This window comes from Nocardioides bruguierae (genome assembly GCF_023656415.1).
Taxonomy (GTDB): Bacteria; Actinomycetota; Actinomycetes; order Propionibacteriales; family Nocardioidaceae; genus Nocardioides; species Nocardioides bruguierae.
Genome location: NZ_JAMOIL010000026.1, coordinates 1 through 14,814, shown reverse-complemented (window position 1 = coordinate 14,814; position 14,814 = coordinate 1). Strand labels below are relative to the sequence as shown.

At 69.7% G+C, this 14,814-nt stretch carries 17 protein-coding genes and 1 pseudogene; all 18 read left to right on the top strand.

Features of this window, described 5'->3' with window-relative positions:
* Positions 1-144 precede the first annotated feature (144 nt).
* Entirely contained in the window at positions 145-699 is a 555-nt protein-coding gene (locus tag M8330_RS16820) for an SAF domain-containing protein (RefSeq protein WP_250828274.1), read from the top strand.
* Positions 696-1,457: a hypothetical protein gene (locus tag M8330_RS16815; RefSeq protein ID WP_250828273.1), complete on the top strand. Its 762-nt coding sequence runs from the start codon at positions 696-698 to the stop codon at positions 1,455-1,457. The genes M8330_RS16820 and M8330_RS16815 overlap by 4 nt, the downstream gene beginning before the upstream one ends.
* Positions 1,454-2,791 (top strand): TadA family conjugal transfer-associated ATPase, encoded by a 1,338-nt coding sequence (locus M8330_RS16810; protein ID WP_250828272.1) that lies wholly within the window; start codon positions 1,454-1,456, stop codon positions 2,789-2,791. Before M8330_RS16815 ends, M8330_RS16810 begins: the two co-directional genes overlap by 4 nt.
* A complete protein-coding gene (locus M8330_RS16805; protein ID WP_250828271.1) occupies positions 2,791-3,654 on the top strand; it encodes a type II secretion system F family protein in 864 nt (287 codons plus the stop codon). Before M8330_RS16810 ends, M8330_RS16805 begins: the two co-directional genes overlap by 1 nt.
* Before the next feature lie 326 nt (positions 3,655-3,980).
* Complete coding sequence (locus tag M8330_RS16800) at positions 3,981-4,538, top strand: type II secretion system F family protein (RefSeq protein WP_250828299.1); 558 nt, start codon at positions 3,981-3,983, stop codon at positions 4,536-4,538.
* Positions 4,535-4,747, top strand: coding sequence for a hypothetical protein (locus M8330_RS16795; RefSeq protein WP_250828270.1), 213 nt, complete (start codon positions 4,535-4,537; stop codon positions 4,745-4,747). Before M8330_RS16800 ends, M8330_RS16795 begins: the two co-directional genes overlap by 4 nt.
* Positions 4,748-4,751: 4 nt before the next feature.
* Positions 4,752-5,156, top strand: a complete 405-nt coding sequence (locus tag M8330_RS16790; protein ID WP_284704858.1) for a TadE/TadG family type IV pilus assembly protein — start codon at positions 4,752-4,754, stop codon at positions 5,154-5,156.
* A 38-nt stretch (positions 5,157-5,194) separates the two neighbouring features.
* Positions 5,195-5,575 (top strand): TadE/TadG family type IV pilus assembly protein, encoded by a 381-nt coding sequence (locus tag M8330_RS16785; protein ID WP_250828268.1) that lies wholly within the window; start codon positions 5,195-5,197, stop codon positions 5,573-5,575.
* Positions 5,572-5,967, top strand: a complete 396-nt coding sequence (locus M8330_RS16780) for a pilus assembly protein TadG-related protein (protein WP_250828267.1) — start codon at positions 5,572-5,574, stop codon at positions 5,965-5,967. The genes M8330_RS16785 and M8330_RS16780 overlap by 4 nt, the downstream gene beginning before the upstream one ends.
* Positions 5,968-5,991: 24 nt before the next feature.
* Positions 5,992-7,494 (top strand): LysM peptidoglycan-binding domain-containing protein, encoded by a 1,503-nt coding sequence (locus tag M8330_RS16775; protein WP_250828266.1) that lies wholly within the window; start codon positions 5,992-5,994, stop codon positions 7,492-7,494.
* 70 nt (positions 7,495-7,564) lie between these two features.
* A complete protein-coding gene (locus M8330_RS16770; protein ID WP_250828265.1) occupies positions 7,565-8,551 on the top strand; it encodes a hypothetical protein in 987 nt (328 codons plus the stop codon).
* Positions 8,552-8,695: 144 nt separating this feature from the next.
* The gene (locus tag M8330_RS16765; RefSeq protein ID WP_250828264.1) at positions 8,696-9,157 is read left to right on the top strand and encodes a hypothetical protein; all 462 of its coding nucleotides are present in this window, start codon (positions 8,696-8,698) and stop codon (positions 9,155-9,157) included.
* Between the two features lie 4 nt (positions 9,158-9,161).
* Positions 9,162-9,815: an ABC transporter ATP-binding protein gene (locus M8330_RS16760; RefSeq protein WP_250828263.1), complete on the top strand. Its 654-nt coding sequence runs from the start codon at positions 9,162-9,164 to the stop codon at positions 9,813-9,815.
* Between the two features lie 131 nt (positions 9,816-9,946).
* Positions 9,947-11,992 (top strand): hypothetical protein, encoded by a 2,046-nt coding sequence (locus M8330_RS16755; protein WP_250828262.1) that lies wholly within the window; start codon positions 9,947-9,949, stop codon positions 11,990-11,992.
* Positions 11,993-12,289: 297 nt separating this feature from the next.
* Positions 12,290-13,084 carry a hypothetical protein gene (locus M8330_RS16750; RefSeq protein WP_250828261.1) on the top strand — a complete coding sequence of 265 codons (795 nt, stop codon included), beginning with the start codon at positions 12,290-12,292 and terminating at the stop codon, positions 13,082-13,084.
* A 9-nt stretch (positions 13,085-13,093) separates the two neighbouring features.
* The gene (locus M8330_RS16745; RefSeq protein ID WP_250828260.1) at positions 13,094-13,369 is read left to right on the top strand and encodes a hypothetical protein; all 276 of its coding nucleotides are present in this window, start codon (positions 13,094-13,096) and stop codon (positions 13,367-13,369) included.
* On the top strand, positions 13,294-14,133 hold the full coding sequence (locus tag M8330_RS16740) for a hypothetical protein (RefSeq protein WP_250828259.1): 840 nt from the start codon (positions 13,294-13,296) through the stop codon (positions 14,131-14,133). Before M8330_RS16745 ends, M8330_RS16740 begins: the two co-directional genes overlap by 76 nt.
* Before the next feature lie 23 nt (positions 14,134-14,156).
* Positions 14,157-14,814, top strand: a pseudogene (locus M8330_RS16735) (hypothetical protein); the annotation flags it as partial.

The following is a 14,814-nucleotide window of genomic DNA, read 5'->3' as shown; positions in this document are numbered from 1 at the left end:
TCTACGCCGACTCGTCCGTCCGCGTCGACAGGGGGACGCACGCGGTCGACTCCTGGCCGGAGCCCCCGTGGCGCCGATTCCCCGTCGTCGAGGCGACCGCCGCGGCGGCTCGGGCAGTGGACCCTTGCAGTCCTGCTCGTCCTCGTGTCGATGGTCTGCGCCGCCTGGCTCTATGCGCAGAAGGGGACGACCTCGGAGGTGCTGGTGCTCAGCCGGGACGTCCCGGCGGGGCAGGCGCTGGCGATGAGTGACCTCGCTGCCGTGGCCGTGGCCGGCCTCGACGATGCCATCCCGACGTCCGAGGCTGGCGACGTCGTCGGACTGCGCCCGATCTACGGACTGGTGAGTGGGCAGGTCCTCAGCCGCAGTGCCCTGACTGCTGACCCCGTGCCTGCGGACGGCGAGCGCAACGTGGCCATCTCGCTGGACCAGGGTCGAGTCCCCGCCCAGCTTCAACCCGGTGATCCCATCGAGATCATCGTCGCGCCGGCTGCTGGAGAAGGGTCTGAGACCGAGGCCCTCGACTCGCCCCGCACGCTGACAGCGAGTGCGACCGTGTATGACACCGAGACGCTCCCCGACGGCACGGTGGCGCTCACGGTGACCGTGGACGAGGTAGACGCGCCGCCCCTCGCCGCGTACGCCGCGGCCGGCCGGGTGACGATCCTCCAGGCACCTCGAGGCGGTGGCGGCGAATGATCACTCTGTTCTCGGACAAGGGCTCGCCCGGGTGCACCACGGCCGGACTGAGTCTCGCCATGGTCGCAGGCGCGATCCTCATCGAGGCAGATCCGTTCGGTGGGGACCTGGCCTACAGGCTGCGCCGCGGACGACAGCCGCTGCCCGAGACCCCGACGCTGCTGACGGCTGCAGCCCTGGCCAGGACGACGACTCCCGACGAGACGCTGCTCCAGGCGTCCCATGCGGTGGGCGAGCAGGCGCGCGTGGTGCCGGGCTACGGCTTTGCCGAGCATGCGGCCTCGGTGGACTGGCAGCGTCTCGCCTCGACGGCTTCCCACGCGACTGTTCCGACGGTCGTGGACGTTGGACGTGCGTCATCCGCCTCACCGGCTCTGCCGCTACTCGCCGACGCGGACCTGGTCATCCCCGTGCTGCGCCCCACGATGGAAGCGTTCCTGAGGGTCAGGGACCGGCTCCAGCGGCTGCTTCCCGTCATCGCTGATCTGCGCTCGGGTCCGCCGTCCGTCGTCCCCCTGCTCGTGGTCCAGCCGCGGCACGCTCGCTCGCTGGCCGCCGATCTGGATGACTTCCTGGCCTCCACCTCGTCGGGACCGGTCGTGCACCCCACTGCCTGGATCGCGGAAGACGCAGCGGGCGCTGCGGATCTGTACCGCTCCCAGGCGCGCCGCGGCCCACTGATGAAGAGCGCCGGGCAGGCGTGGGCCGCTCTGCAGGCGTCAGCGCCCGCCGACCGTGACCAAGCAGGCGTCTCGTGACCGGCCCGAGAGGGGCCGGGCCCGACCAGGTGCTGGTCCGACGACTCCAGTTCAGCGTGGGCGAGCGCCGGCGGGACGCGCTCGCCCGGCGATCCGCGGCCGGCCGCCCCGAGCTGGTCGGCGAGGACGACGTCCAGCACACCCGCCAGGTCATCCAGTCCGTGGTCTCCGCCCACGAGAGTCGGCTGGCCGAGAACGGAGAGGAGGAGCTGACCTGGGAGTTCCGACAGGACCTCGTGGACGCGCTCGAGGCGAGGCTCTTCGGAGCGGGCTCGCTGCAGCAGCTGCTCGAGGACCCCGAGGTCGAGAACATCGACATCAACGGTCACGACAGGGTGTTCGTCGAGTACTCCGACGGCACCACGGCTCGTCTGGGTCCGGTGGCCCTCAGCGATGACGACCTCGTCGAGACCATTCAGACGCTCGCTGCCCACGACGGGCTGTCCGCCCGTGCCTTCGACTCGGTCAACCACGCAGTGAATCTCCGCCTGGCTGACGGGTCGCGCCTCTATGCGGTGCAGGCGGTCTCCGGGAGCGGCGTGCTCGTCTCCATTCGCAAGCACCGCTACTCCCAGGTGGAGCTGGGAGACCTCGTCCGCGTCGGGACCCTCGACGATGAGCTCGCTGCGTTTCTCACGGCAGCGGTGCGAGCACGCAAGAACGTGATGATCGCCGGCGCGACGTCTGCCGGAAAGACGACGCTGCTACGGGCCCTCGCCTCATGCATTCCGCCGGGCGAACGGCTGGCCACCGTGGAGCGGTCTCTCGAGCTCGGTCTGCACGGGGACATGACGCGGCATCCCAATTGCGCGGCCCTGGAGGAAAGACCCGCCAACGCGGAGGGCGTAGGCGCCGTGACCATGGCGTCCCTCCTCAGGGACTCACTACGGCTGAACCCCTCGAGGGTCATCGTGGGAGAGGTGCTGGGCGACGAGGTCGTGACCATGCTCAACGCGATGCTCCAGGGCAACGACGGATCGCTGTCCACCATCCACGCCAATTCGTCGGCGGACGTGGTTGCGAAGGTCAAGACGTACGCACTGCAGGCACCGGAGCGGCTGCCCTGGGCTGCCACTGATGCGCTGTTCGCCGGCGCGGTGGACCTGATCGTCTTCGTGCGCCGCCTGTCGGCGGCTCAGGGCAATCGACGGGTGGTCGAGTCGGTGCGAGAGGTCGCCGGGCTCGATGAGCACGGGGTCAAGACGAATGAGCTGTTCGTGTGGGACGGGCGGAGTGCAGCGCGCAACGAGCTGGTCCAAGCCAGGTGCGAGGCCGAGCTGATCGAGGCCGGGTGGGCGCCGCCGGCATCGGCGGGCCTGGGGACGTGGGCGTGATGATCGCCTTCCTGGTGGCCGTGGCGCTGTTTGGCGCGGGCGTCGTCTGGCTCGTCTTGTTGTCGCGTGGCCGAGGCATTGGCCTGCCCCCGCTGCGAGGCCGTGCTGTCCCGAGCCGGAACTTGCTCTTGCCGGCGGGAGCCGGGCTGACCGCGTGGGCCGTGACTGGATGGCCCGTGGCGGGACTTCTTCTCGGCGGCGTCCTCGGGCTGTGGCCCCGTGTAGCGAAGGGCGGCGCGATCGAGCGAGCCTCCGTCGAGAAGCTGGAGGCGCTCGCCACCTGGACGGAATCGCTGAGGGACGCGGCGACGGCCGCTGCTGCCCTGGAGACCGCGATCCCGCTGACGCGCGCCGGTGCCCCGCCCGCGCTGGCCGTGCCCGTCGACGCCTTGGTCAACCGGCTCACCGTCCGAGTGCCTCTGCCCGAGGCCCTCACCCTCTTCGCGGCAGAGGTGGACGACGCAGGCGCCGATCTCGTGGTGGCGGCGCTGTCGCTGAACGCGCGCCAACGCGGAGGGAGCCTCCGTCGTGTGCTGACGACCCTGTCGTCCCAGACGCGCGCGGAGCTGGAGTCGCGCCGCCGGGTGCTGAGGGAGCGCGATGGGCTTCGGCGGCAGAGTCAACAGATCGCAGTGGGTCTCTTGGTCCTGGCTGTCGGGCAGGCCGCACTGGCGCCATCGTGGGTCGAGCCCTACGGGACGGTCGTGGGCCAGGTCGTGTTGGCCGTCATCGCCGGTAGCTACCTGTTGCTGTGCATGCGCCTCCAGAAGCTGTCCCTCCCTCCGCGTGAGCCGAGGTTCCTCGGTTCCACCGTGGCCGTGACGAGTGCTGCCTCGTGGCGACCGGGGGTGCCGACACCGTGATCCCCTTCCTGCTCTGCGCCGCCGCCCTCGGCGCAGGTATGTCCTGGGTGGTGCGCCTCGCCCGGCCACCTGCCCCTGCCGTCGGCCGTCAGATCTCGGCGTGGCAAGGGCACAGGGCCGTCGTCGTGGAGGACCGGAGGTCGCGGCGACGTCCCGGCCTCTCGCGAGTCCTGGTCGGTGCGGGTCGTCGGTTCCCGCAGGCTGCTGCTGCTCTGCGGCAGGACGCTGCGGTCTGCGGACTCGACCTGGAGGCCTGGACGCTGCGTACGTGCGGCTTGGCCCTGGCGTGCCTACCCGTCCCCTTGTTCCTCCTCCCGGTGCTCACGATGCTCGGCCTGCCGGCTGCTTCGGCCGGCCTATTGCTCCTGGTCGGTGTCGTTGCGGCGGGTGGTCTTCTCCTCGTCGTCCGGCGTGACCTCGCAGCGAGAGCCGCCGGGCGTCGGGCCGAGTTCCGGCGTGGGCTATCGCTCTACCTCGATCTCGTCGTCATGTCCGTCGAGGCCGGCCGAGGGCACGCCGAGGCGCTACCGGTGGCTGCCCGAGTGGGGGAGGGCTGGGTCTTCGCGGAGCTGCAGGCCGCCGTGGCGAGCGCTCGGGTGTTCGGGATCAGCACGTGGCGGTCGCTGGGCGAGGTCGGAGAGCGCCTCGGTGTCTCGGAGCTTGCCGACCTCGAGACGTCCATGTCCCTCGCCCAGGACGAGGGCGGCCGCGTCCGCGACTCACTGGTCTCGCGGGCCCAGACCATGCGCGACGCGCGGGCTGCAGACATCCAGGCCCGCGCCAGCCGCGACACCGACGCCATGCGCAACACGCTCGTTCTCATGTCTCTCCTGGCGGCGGCGTACGTGATCACCGCCAGGTTGCTCTTCCTGTTCACCGCGTGACCTACGAGAAAGGCTGCACCATGTTGATCGCTCACCTACGACTGCTTCTGGCCATGCTGCTGGGAAAGGCCACCCGCCGTACCGATCGAGGCGCCAGCGCCGTCGAGTACGTCCTCATCCTGATCGGCGCCGTGGCCATCTGCGGCATCGTCATCGTGGCCGTCACCCAATACGTGACCTCCCAGGGCAACAGCCTCAACGGGAACTGAGACGATGACGAGCGCCTCTCGGCGAAGGGGCCGACCTGGTCGATCTCGCCACTGTCGAGGGGCAGCGGCGCTCGAGGTCGTGCTGATCGTGCCGACGGTCGTGCTCGTCCTCATGCTCACGGCGCAGTGGGCCGTGCGTGAGCAAGCTGCCCGGGCGGTGTCCGCAGCTGCCCGGGAAGGTGCCGTGGCGGCCGCAGCCTATGGGGGCACGGACGCGCTCGGGCGAGAAGCTGCTCAGGCGACATTGACCGTGGCCGGGGATGCGGTGGGCGCATCCACGATCGGATTCGACCGAGGACCGAGCACGGTGACCGCTACGGTGACCGCCGCCGTGCCGCGACTCATCCCGGGCTTCGGCGTTGAGGTCTCGTCGCAGCAGACCGCCCCTATCGAGAGCTTCGCGTCATGAGCGGACATGACCGTCGTTCAGACCGAGGCGCTGCACCCGTGGAGCTGCTCCTGATGGTGCCGGTACTCATGGCGCTCGTGGTGCTGGTGATCACGGCTGGAAGGGTCGTGCAGAGCAAGGGCGACGCCTCGGATGCTGCCTATTCCGTGGCTCGCGCCGCGTCCCTGTCCTCCACGTGGTCGGAGGCGCAGGCCGTCGCGAGTTCCACCGCTGCGGAGTGGACGGCGCAGTCCGGGAGCACGTGCTCACGACTGGACATCTCGCTCGCCGGCTCTGACTTCGTCAGCGGAGGGCAGATCCGCGTCACGGCCTCGTGTCGTGCCAGCCTGCTCGCCGGAACGGCGGCAGGGCAGGCGACGACGCGCACCTTCGTCGCCACTGCGGTCGTCCCGATCGACGAGCACCGGGACCTCGAATGATCCGCGCCGACCACGGATTCGTCTCCACGTGGACCGTCCTGGCGGCCACAGGAGTGACGACCCTGCTGCTGGGCCTGGTCGTGGACGGCGGAACGGCGATGAACGACCGCCTGGCAGCCCACCGGGCTGCCGAGCAGGCCGCCCGAGCAGGGGCGGACCAGCTGGCTGGCATCCGGTCTGGCGACCTGCACGTGGACCCCGAGGCCGCTGAGCGAGCCGCCCACGCTGTCCTGGCCACTGCTGGCTGGGGCGGACAGGTGTCCGTCGCAGGCACCCAGGTGACCGTGGTCGTCGAAGGACGCACGGAGACCACGTTCTTGGGTGCGGTGGGTTTCGCCAGTCTGCCGATTCGAGAGTCCGGTACCGCCACGTCCATCACCGGCGAAGGGTGACGCCAGATGCTCCATCTACGCAGGTTGACCGCCACTATCGCTCTGGCCGCCCTCGTCGTGGGCGTGCCTCTCGTGCTGATCGTGATGGTTGGCAATCCCTGGCCCGCGAACGGAGCTGCTGCGTTCCAGCTCGCGACTGCTGACTCGCTGATCGGTCTGCTGGCCAGCGCTGCCTGGCTGGCGTGGGCCCAGTGCCTGGTCTGCGTCGTCAGCGAGGTGGCTGGAGTCCTCCGTGATGTCGACCCGCCCCGCTTCGGCCCCGACGCGCAGCATCGGGCAGTCCGCGCGTTGGTGTACTTGGTGCTGCTCGGTGGTACTGCGGCCGGCGCGGTCGGCCCGACGGCTGTCGCGTGGGCCGACGCCTCGTCGGCGGCCCCGGCCGGAGGACCGAAGCCGGCTGCATCGCCGGTGGCATCAGCGCGTGCGGAGACCAACGCAACGCCGCAAGCCCGGGGCTCCGCGATGGTGACGGTGGCCAAGGGTGACACGCTGTGGGGGCTTGCCGAGCAACACCTGGGGGAGGGGACGCGGTGGCGCGAGATCGCCCATGCGAACCATGACCGGGTCATGGCGGACGGTGAGCAGTTCGCCACCGCTCGGGAGATTCGGCCCGGCTGGCAGCTGTTGCTGCCCACATCGGCGCAACAGCGTGATGCGACGTCCCTCAGGTCGGAGGGCATGGTCCGCGTCGAGACCGGAGACACGCTGAGCTCGCTGGCCGAGGACCACCTGGGAGACGCCGACGAGTGGCCGCGGCTCTATCGGATCAATCGAGCGACGGTCGGGCCGGACCCTGATGTGCTGGAGCCCGGCCAGATGCTGCGCCTCGAGCGAGAGACTGGCGCTACATCGAAGACATCAACACCCCCTCTGACACGCGCAGAGTCGGACATGCACGACGGCCTCACCTCGACGCTGCCCGATCCTGCGGGGCAGTTCACGGCGACGCCGGCGCCTGAGGTGTCAACTGACACGGACGCTGCGGCGCTCCCCGAGGACGACGTGCCGGTCACGGCCGTGACCCCGTGGCGGGCAGCGCTCGCCACTGGCAGCACTCTCGCCGCTGGCCTCGTGGTACTCGTCGCTGCGGCTCGCCGTCGCCAGCGAGTCGCTCGTGCGCCCGGCCAGGTTCCTCGTGCCGTGGCCCCACGGCTGCAGGTGGTCGAGCGAGCGATCCACGAAGCCGGAACGGCGATCGCGGACGACACGGAGTTCATTGATCTCGCCCTGCGGTCGCTTTCGCTGTCGCTGCGGCACACACACCAGTCCCTCCCCGAGGCGGGCGCCGTGGTTCTCGGCCAGGAAGTGTTGGAGCTGAAGCTCGTGGGAGTGACCGACCAGGCGCCGCCACCGCCGTGGGCGCGGGGGGATGACGAGACCTGGCAGCTTCCGCGAGACGCCGCAATCGATCGAGATGCCACTGAGCACCCGGCCCCTTACCCGGCGCTGGTGAGCGTCGGCGTGGACGACTCGGGCCGGCTGTGGCTGATCGACCTGGAGGTTCACGGCGGAGGGGGGACTGCCTGACCCGGACCTGCTCCGCCACTGGGTCGCCGAGCTCGCCGCAGCCCCCTGGGCGTCCTCAGTGGATCTCCTGGTGGCCGACCCCGACTTCACGGACCTGGTCGCGATCAACCCCGAACGGGTGCGCCTCGTGGATGCCGGCCTCGCGGCACGTCGCGTCGCGGCGCTGCAACGGGACAACGAGCGACGCTTTACCACGCTGCTGGGTCTGCGTCGTGACGGGCTCGCAGACGACGCGACCGGCCCGACCGTCGTCCTCGGTGCCACCGCGGACGTCCCGCCCTGCGGCACGGAGCGCGACCGCGCCGTCGTCCTGGGACCGGACAGACGCTGCCTCGTGCGACCCATCGAGCAGCGCGTCACGGTCCTCGACTGGGACGTGGACGTCGCGCCCTTCCGCCTCGAGAAGAAGCAGGCATCCAGCATCGCCGAGCTCATGGGGGACCTCGAGGACACCACGAGCTTCGAGCCGATCGAGACGCCCACGCCCCCACCTGACGCCGAGCTACTGCAGGACTGGAACGACTGGAACGACCCCGTCTGCACGCGGCCCAAGGTCCGCGTCCTCGGCCCGGTGGACGTCATGGCCGCGGGTGGCAGTCGCGACGGTATCCGTAACGTCGCGAGCACGATCGAGTTCATCATCTACCTCGCCTTCCGTGAGCGAGGGGTCACGAAGGACCGCGCCGCCGAGGACCTCGGATGGAGCCCCGCAACGGTCCAGAACCGGGCCCGCGACGCCCGCAGGATGATGGGACTGCGCGAGGACGGCACGGAATGGCTGCCGGACGCAGCCACCACGGAGAGTGCTCGTCACCGCGGGGTCCCGACCTACGAGCTGCGGCCCGGGGTCCTGCTCGACGCAGCTTTGTTCGAGCGAGCAGCGACCAGCGACCTGCCCCGCGGAGACCTGCTTCTCGGTGAACCGTTCGGAGAGCTGCGCCCCGGCGGCTACGGCTGGTTGCTCGAGGGGGACAGGCACGACCTCAGACTGGCATCGATCGTCGACGACGCCACGACGGCTTGCTCATCAGCCCACAGACAGTCCGAGCGCTCGTAGGTTCCGCCACGCCGCGCACCGCGCCTGACTGGTTCGGCTGACCGCTCTGGCGGTAGGTCCGTCTGATCGCGCCATCATGTGCTTGACGTCGGCAATCAATGCTGCCAATTTTGTCCTGACATTGTCTCGGGAAGGAATTGGCTCGTGATGAACCTCCGCACATTGATCCCTGCGGTGATAGGTGCCGTTGCGTTCTTGATGCCGGCTGCTGCGATCGCTGGTGGAGGAAATGCGGGGAGCTTTGCGCATCCCTTCTACAACAGCGACTCGTCCGCCAAGCTCGCGCAGGGAACCTGGCGCTTCGATTGCTGGGCCGAGGCGAACTGTGACTCACCCACGATTCCTGGCTTCTACTACTACGGGAAGCTGAAGGACAGCGCCGCGGACGGTGACTGGGTTTACACGGACGGGAAGATCGACGGGTACGGGTGGGCCCACTCTGCGTCTGCTGAGAACCACGACGGCAGTGACTCTCCTGCCATCTCGATCGCTCAGAAGGTCTCGTACTCGGATCCGCCCGGCAAGGGAAAGATCCAGGTCTGCCGGCACCGCACCGGCTTGATCCCGAACGTGTGCACGGCTTCCAACTGGAAGTACGCAGACTAGCGCCGTGGTCGTGGTGCTCGACCTGGAAGATGTCTCGTTCTCCTTCGACGAGAAGGTGCACGTTGTCTCAGGTGTCAGCTTCAGGGTCGATGGTGGTGAGCGACGGGCGATCGTCGGGCACAGCGGCAGTGGCAAGAGCACGCTGCTGGCTTTGGCGGCAGGAATACTCGCGCCCTCCTCCGGCGAGGTGATGTGGTTCGGACGTTCGCTGAGGGCGATGGATGACGATCAGCGGGCCGCCCTGAGGTTGGCCGAGATGGGGTTGGTCTTCCAGGGTGCGGAGCTGCTCCCCGAGCTGACCCTCCGACAGAACGTCGAGCTACCGCTTCGTCTGTTGGCGAGGCCGTGGCGTGGTGTCGCTCTGCCGCTGCTCGAGCGGCTGGGGCTGGATGAGGTGGCTGAACGCCTTCCGTCCCAGGTGTCAGGTGGTCAGCGGCAGCGTGCAGCCGTGGCGAGGGCCGTCGTCCATGGCCCGCGGATGGTGCTCGCAGACGAACCCACGGGGGCCCTGGACTCGGAGGCGGGGGCAACGGTGATGCGGTTGCTACGGGAGCTGACCAGTGAGCAAGGAACCACGCTGATGGTGGTCACCCACGACATGGCCATAGCCGGTGAGTGCGACGTCATCACGCGTCTGGCCGACGGGCGGGTCGCTTGAGCCCTCGCTTTCTTGCCCTGAGGCAGCGCTATGAGGGCATGGGCCTGGGATGGGCCTGGTTCTGTCGCCCGGACGCGAGTACGCGGTACTTGCGCCGCCAACGTGTTGTCGCCGCCGCCGTGGCTTCCTTCGTGGCGCTGCTGGCGGTGGCCATGTGGGTGGGCAGCCGGGACCGAGATGACCGGGGGCTTGCGCAGGAACCCCACCCAGCAGGTGCAGCGCGGGCGACCTTCCACGTCGCGCAGACTGACGTTCCGTACGGCGGCGACGTCTGGACGACCATCTACGTCGCTGCGAGCGGAGACCCGACGGCTCCACCTGGGCTCGATCACTTTCCACAACCTGGGGAGGTCTGGGTCTCGCCCGCCGTGCGTGATGCACTCGACACGGACACGTCGTCGGCGTCTCGGGTCCCGGGGTCGATCACCGGAACGATATCGGCCGCCGGTCTCCAGTCGCCCGACCAGCTTCTTGTCTACGTCGCTCGGACATCAGCTGGACGAACCTGGTACGGCGCGGACGGGTGGGGGGAGAACGCGGACGTGGCCGGCAGGCCGACGGTCCCTTCGTTCGTGGTTCTGGCCTTGATCCTGGGGCTGGCGGGCATGCCCGCGTTGCTCCTGCAACGTGCTGTGGCACGTGGTGCAGTCCTCGCTCGCGGTCTCTCCATACGCAGGCTCTTTCGACTCGGCGTCTCCCGAAGGACGTTGAGCTGGGCGGCCGCGACTGATGCAGTGTGGTGCGGGTTGACGGGCTTCGTGGTGGCCCTGCCGGTGGCTGCCGCGGCGGTGTTGTTGTCACAGCCGGATGCAGTGCTGGGGCTCTCCTGGTTCCCGCCGCCCACCGTCTTGCCGCTGATTCCTAGTGCGGTGGTGGCGGCATGCCTTCTCGGTGGCGTGGCCATGGTTGCAGCGCGCGGGTCGGCTGAACGCGTCGCCGCCATTGCCGGCGACGACAGCGGGCCCCTCCCGCTGAGGGCCTGGAGAAGGGTCCCCTTCGTGGCGGGCACAGCTTTGCTGCTCGGGATAGTGGTCCCCGGCGCCCTCACCGGACACGGGCACGCCTCGGGGGCCGTGTGGGCGCTGTACCTGGGAGCCCCGCTCGCCCTGGTGGGGGGCGTGCTGATCCTCCCAGAGGTCATTGGCCGCCTGGGGGACACCCTGGGGTCGCGTGCTCGCGGCGTCGGCGCTCATCTGGCCCTGAAGCGAGTGGGCTGGGATCGGGATGCGTTGGCTGCCGCGGGCGCCGGCCTCCTCGTGGCAGTGACCTGTGCTTGGCTGGCAGCGGGCGTGGTCACGGATCTGGGAGCGACGTCCACTGCAGGACCGTTGGGGTATCAGTACTCGGTGACGTTCCCGGTGGCGGAGGACGACTCCGTTCGAGCCGTTGCCTCCATCCCGGCCGTCACCCGGGTGCTGCTCAACGGTCCGCCGCGGCATCGAACTGCCACTGGAACCTGCGAGGACCTGTCGCGCAGCCTGGGCGCTGTCGACGCGGGCGCGGGCGACGCGCTGGCCGCCGTGTGCGTGCCCAACTCCGTCTTCAAGGTCGTACCGCTCGGACGACCCGAGACCGCTGACCGGATCGCCATCGGTGGTAGCGACACGTGGAGGCTGGTGGGCACCCGCATCGTGGCTGCGGACCCGAGTACCGTCCAGGAGCCCCTGCGCGACCCGGAGCTGCTGGTCCATCCAGCGGACGATCTTGATGGGTACTTCTCAGCGGTCATGGGGCAGGCTCCGCTGGCCACCGTGGCAAACATCGAGGCGAGCACCTACCTGCCGATGATCGCGCCCACTCAGCGCCTACTGGTTGCCACGAGTGCCATGGGTGCAGCCGCCGGCCTGGTGCTCTGGTGGCTGTCCACTGCCGGAGAGGGTGACCGGTTCTCTCGCTATCACATGCGGCTCTCGGCCGTTGGCCACACGAGGGCGCCAGCCCTGCACTTCTGGGGCCAAGCGTTCGCGGGGGCGGTGACGCTCGTGTTCGCTACCTGGGTCGGTTGGCTCGTCGCGGAGGCCTACACAGTGATCGGTGGTCTCGGTCGAAGTCCGTGGCACTTGGGGCTGGTGGTGACCGCGACCGCTGCCTCGGCCCTGATGATGGCGCTGGCAGGCGGTCTCGTAGCGGCCAGACGGAGATCGCATGAGCCGCCGCGCTACCCGACCGCCGACTAGCCACCAGCATGGCTCGCCGAGCACCCAGCACACGGATGCGCCGGACCTACGTCGGGCGCTGCGAGACACGTCCAAGGCGCACGGCATCCTCACCCCCCGGCGCACGGGCCAGGAGGTCGAGTGACGGGCGAGGCGGAGAAGGATGGTGGGCAGGTGATGCTCGCTCTCGTCCTGGCCATCGCGCAGGCTGGCATTGGTGCGGACCTGCGGTGAGGTCTCATCAGCGGTGGTGAGAGCGGTGGTGAGTGGTGAGGGCCCCGATGGAGGGGTCCACTACCCCATCCATCGGAGGCCCCGATGCCCCTCGCTCCTCCGGCCCGCAACGGCCATGCACTCTCCGCAGACGCCAGCAGCCGTCTGACCCACCTCCTCGCCTCGGTCGGCGAGCACGTCAACGCCGAGCTCGGCGACGGTGTCCTGTGGCACCAGTGGCGGATGGCCGACAAGCGGCTGGCCTGCTTCGGTGGCTTGCACGACGTCGTCGTGGCGTGGCACAGCACCGACGTTCCGGTCAGGCCGGCGATCGCCGGGCTCACAGCCATCGGTTGTGAGCGAGGTGGAGACCAGCAGCCGGCCGCCCTGGCGGTGCTGACCTTGCTCGCCGGCGGGATCTGCCGGACGGCACACGACCTTGCGGAGGTGTGCCAACCCGAGGACGTCGTCTCGGCGATGTGGCAGGAGATCCGCGCGGCCGAGCCACAGATCGGCGATCGCGCCGCCCGTCACCTCGTCATGCGGACCCGGGCTCGACTCCTGCGTGAGAACGGGACCAGACAGGAGCGCAACCGCCACCTGCCGATGGGCGGACCGGAAGACCTCCCCGAGAGCACGGAGCAGCCTGCTCCCGCGTCGGCGGTGGAGCTGGTCGACCTCCTGGCCTGGGCCAGGGGCACCGCCGTGCTGGCGCCCGACGAGGTCGGTTTGATCGCCGAGCTCGTCGACGGCGAGAACAGCGGGACCTCACGGGAGCAGGTGCTGCGAACCGTTGCCGCCAGTCACGGCTGGGCCTTGAGCACGTTGCGGGCCCACCGCCGCCAGGTGATCGACAAGCTCCGCGACGCCGCTGCGGACTACCTGGCCGCCACGGCCTGAGGAGCAGCCATGACGCTCGACATGATCAACAACGTGTGCGCTCAGGCCCCAGCCGGCGTCGAGCAGTACGCCGACATGCTGCTGGGCTGGGTGAAGTGGGGCGTCGCCGCCCTCATCATCGCCGGCGGATTCATCTCGATCGGTGCCATCATCGTCGGCCGCCTCGCGACCATGAGCCGCGCTGCTCAGATGGGGGCCTCGGGCCTGCTGTGGTCGATCCTCGCGGCGGTGGCCTACGTGACCATCTACGGAATCCTCTGGGCGATCGTCGGGAGGGGCTGCTGATGAACCGCCGCACTCACCGCGACCGCGTCGATGCCCCCGGTCAGTGGAGCCGAGGCCGGCTGCGCCTCGCCGGAGCCGCCATCGTCGGCGTCGCGCTGGCGATCACCGGCGCCGGTGCCTGGGCCGTCGCGGGCATGATCGGATCGCCGCCGGCCACACCCGCTGAAGCCACCACGTCGGACACGCCCATGGTGGGGACGGCCGCCACGGTGGACGAGGCGCTGCCGGCGTCTCTCACCACGGACCCCATCGGCAGCCTGACCATCCCGGCGGCCACCCGTCTGGGCCCTGCCGGTGTCCCGACCGGCTTCCCGGCGACGGCCGAGGGTGCACTTTCCCAGCTCGTCGCCATCGACTCCGCGGCGCTGTCACCGCTGTCGCTCCAGCGCGCCCAGGAGATCGCCGGCGTGTGGATCGCGGCCGACGGGCTGACGGACCAGTGGTCCCTCGTGACAGGTCTGGCCGAGCTCCAGGGTGTCGTGGAGTCATCCGGCATGAAGACGTCCGGTCTCGCGGTGGAGGCGAGCATGGGCAGAGTCGAGTCCCCGGTGCGTGCTGGCACCACCGAGGTCTGCGTCGACCTGGTGCTGTCACTTGAAGGGGTTGCCACCGATCAGATCGCTGCTGCGGACTGCCAGCGGATGAGCTGGACCGGTCAGCGATGGGTGATCGCCGCGGGGACGGAGGCTGCGGCACCGCCGTCCGTCTGGCCGGGCAGCCAGGCCGCGGCCGACGCCGGCTGGCAGTGGCTGGTGAGGCAGTGATGAGTGCTCACCACGTGACTCCCATGATCGATGTCGGCCCCTTCAGCTGGCTCGGAGACGCCGCCCAGAAGGGGCTCGCCGACGGCTTCACCGCCTTGATGATGGCCTTGTGGTCGGCCGCGCTCTGGCTGCTCACCACCGTCTTCGGGCTCCTCGACCGTTTCACCACACCCGACGTGACCGACCCCGGCCTGGATGGGTTGTACGGGAGCGTCGTCTGGATCTCTCTCGTCGTGGCGATGGTGGTCGGTCTCGGGCAGATCGCGATGGTGGCCGTCCGAGCCGATGGCCGCACCCTCGGAAGCCTGCTCATCGGCCTGGCCCAGTACGGCGCGGTGCTGGCCTGCTGGATCGTCGTGACAGCAGGACTCATCACGCTCTGCGGCGCGCTGGCGTCGGCTCTGCTCGAGCAGCTGGTCGGCGTTGACTCATTCGGAGGCTTTCCGGCTGGATCGGGCTGGGATGTGAAGGCCAGCGGAACCGTCGAGGCGACGGTCCTGGGTGTCTGTGCGCTGTTCGTGCTGATCCCTGCATCGCTCGGCTACCTCCTCATCATGCTCGTGCGGGAAGCCGCGATCCTGGTCCTGGTGGCGACACTCCCGATCTCAGCGGCGGGGGGCCCCCGGGGGGGCGCCCCCCCCGGGGGTTGGGGCGACCACCGCCGGGTGGAGGGGGGCGGGC

Excerpts from the sequence above, each read along its gene's own strand:
- M8330_RS16815 (WP_250828273.1), top strand. The coding sequence starts at position 696 with ATGATCACTCTGTTCTCGGACAAGGGCTCGCCCGGGTGCACCACGGCC.
- M8330_RS16805 (WP_250828271.1), top strand. The coding sequence starts at position 2,791 with ATGATCGCCTTCCTGGTGGCCGTGGCGCTGTTTGGCGCGGGCGTCGTC.
- M8330_RS16800 (WP_250828299.1), top strand. The coding sequence starts at position 3,981 with ATGCTCGGCCTGCCGGCTGCTTCGGCCGGCCTATTGCTCCTGGTCGGT.
- M8330_RS16790 (WP_284704858.1), top strand. The coding sequence starts at position 4,752 with ATGACGAGCGCCTCTCGGCGAAGGGGCCGACCTGGTCGATCTCGCCAC.
- M8330_RS16780 (WP_250828267.1), top strand. The coding sequence starts at position 5,572 with ATGATCCGCGCCGACCACGGATTCGTCTCCACGTGGACCGTCCTGGCG.
- M8330_RS16750 (WP_250828261.1), top strand. The coding sequence starts at position 12,290 with ATGCCCCTCGCTCCTCCGGCCCGCAACGGCCATGCACTCTCCGCAGAC.
- M8330_RS16745 (WP_250828260.1), top strand. The coding sequence starts at position 13,094 with ATGACGCTCGACATGATCAACAACGTGTGCGCTCAGGCCCCAGCCGGC.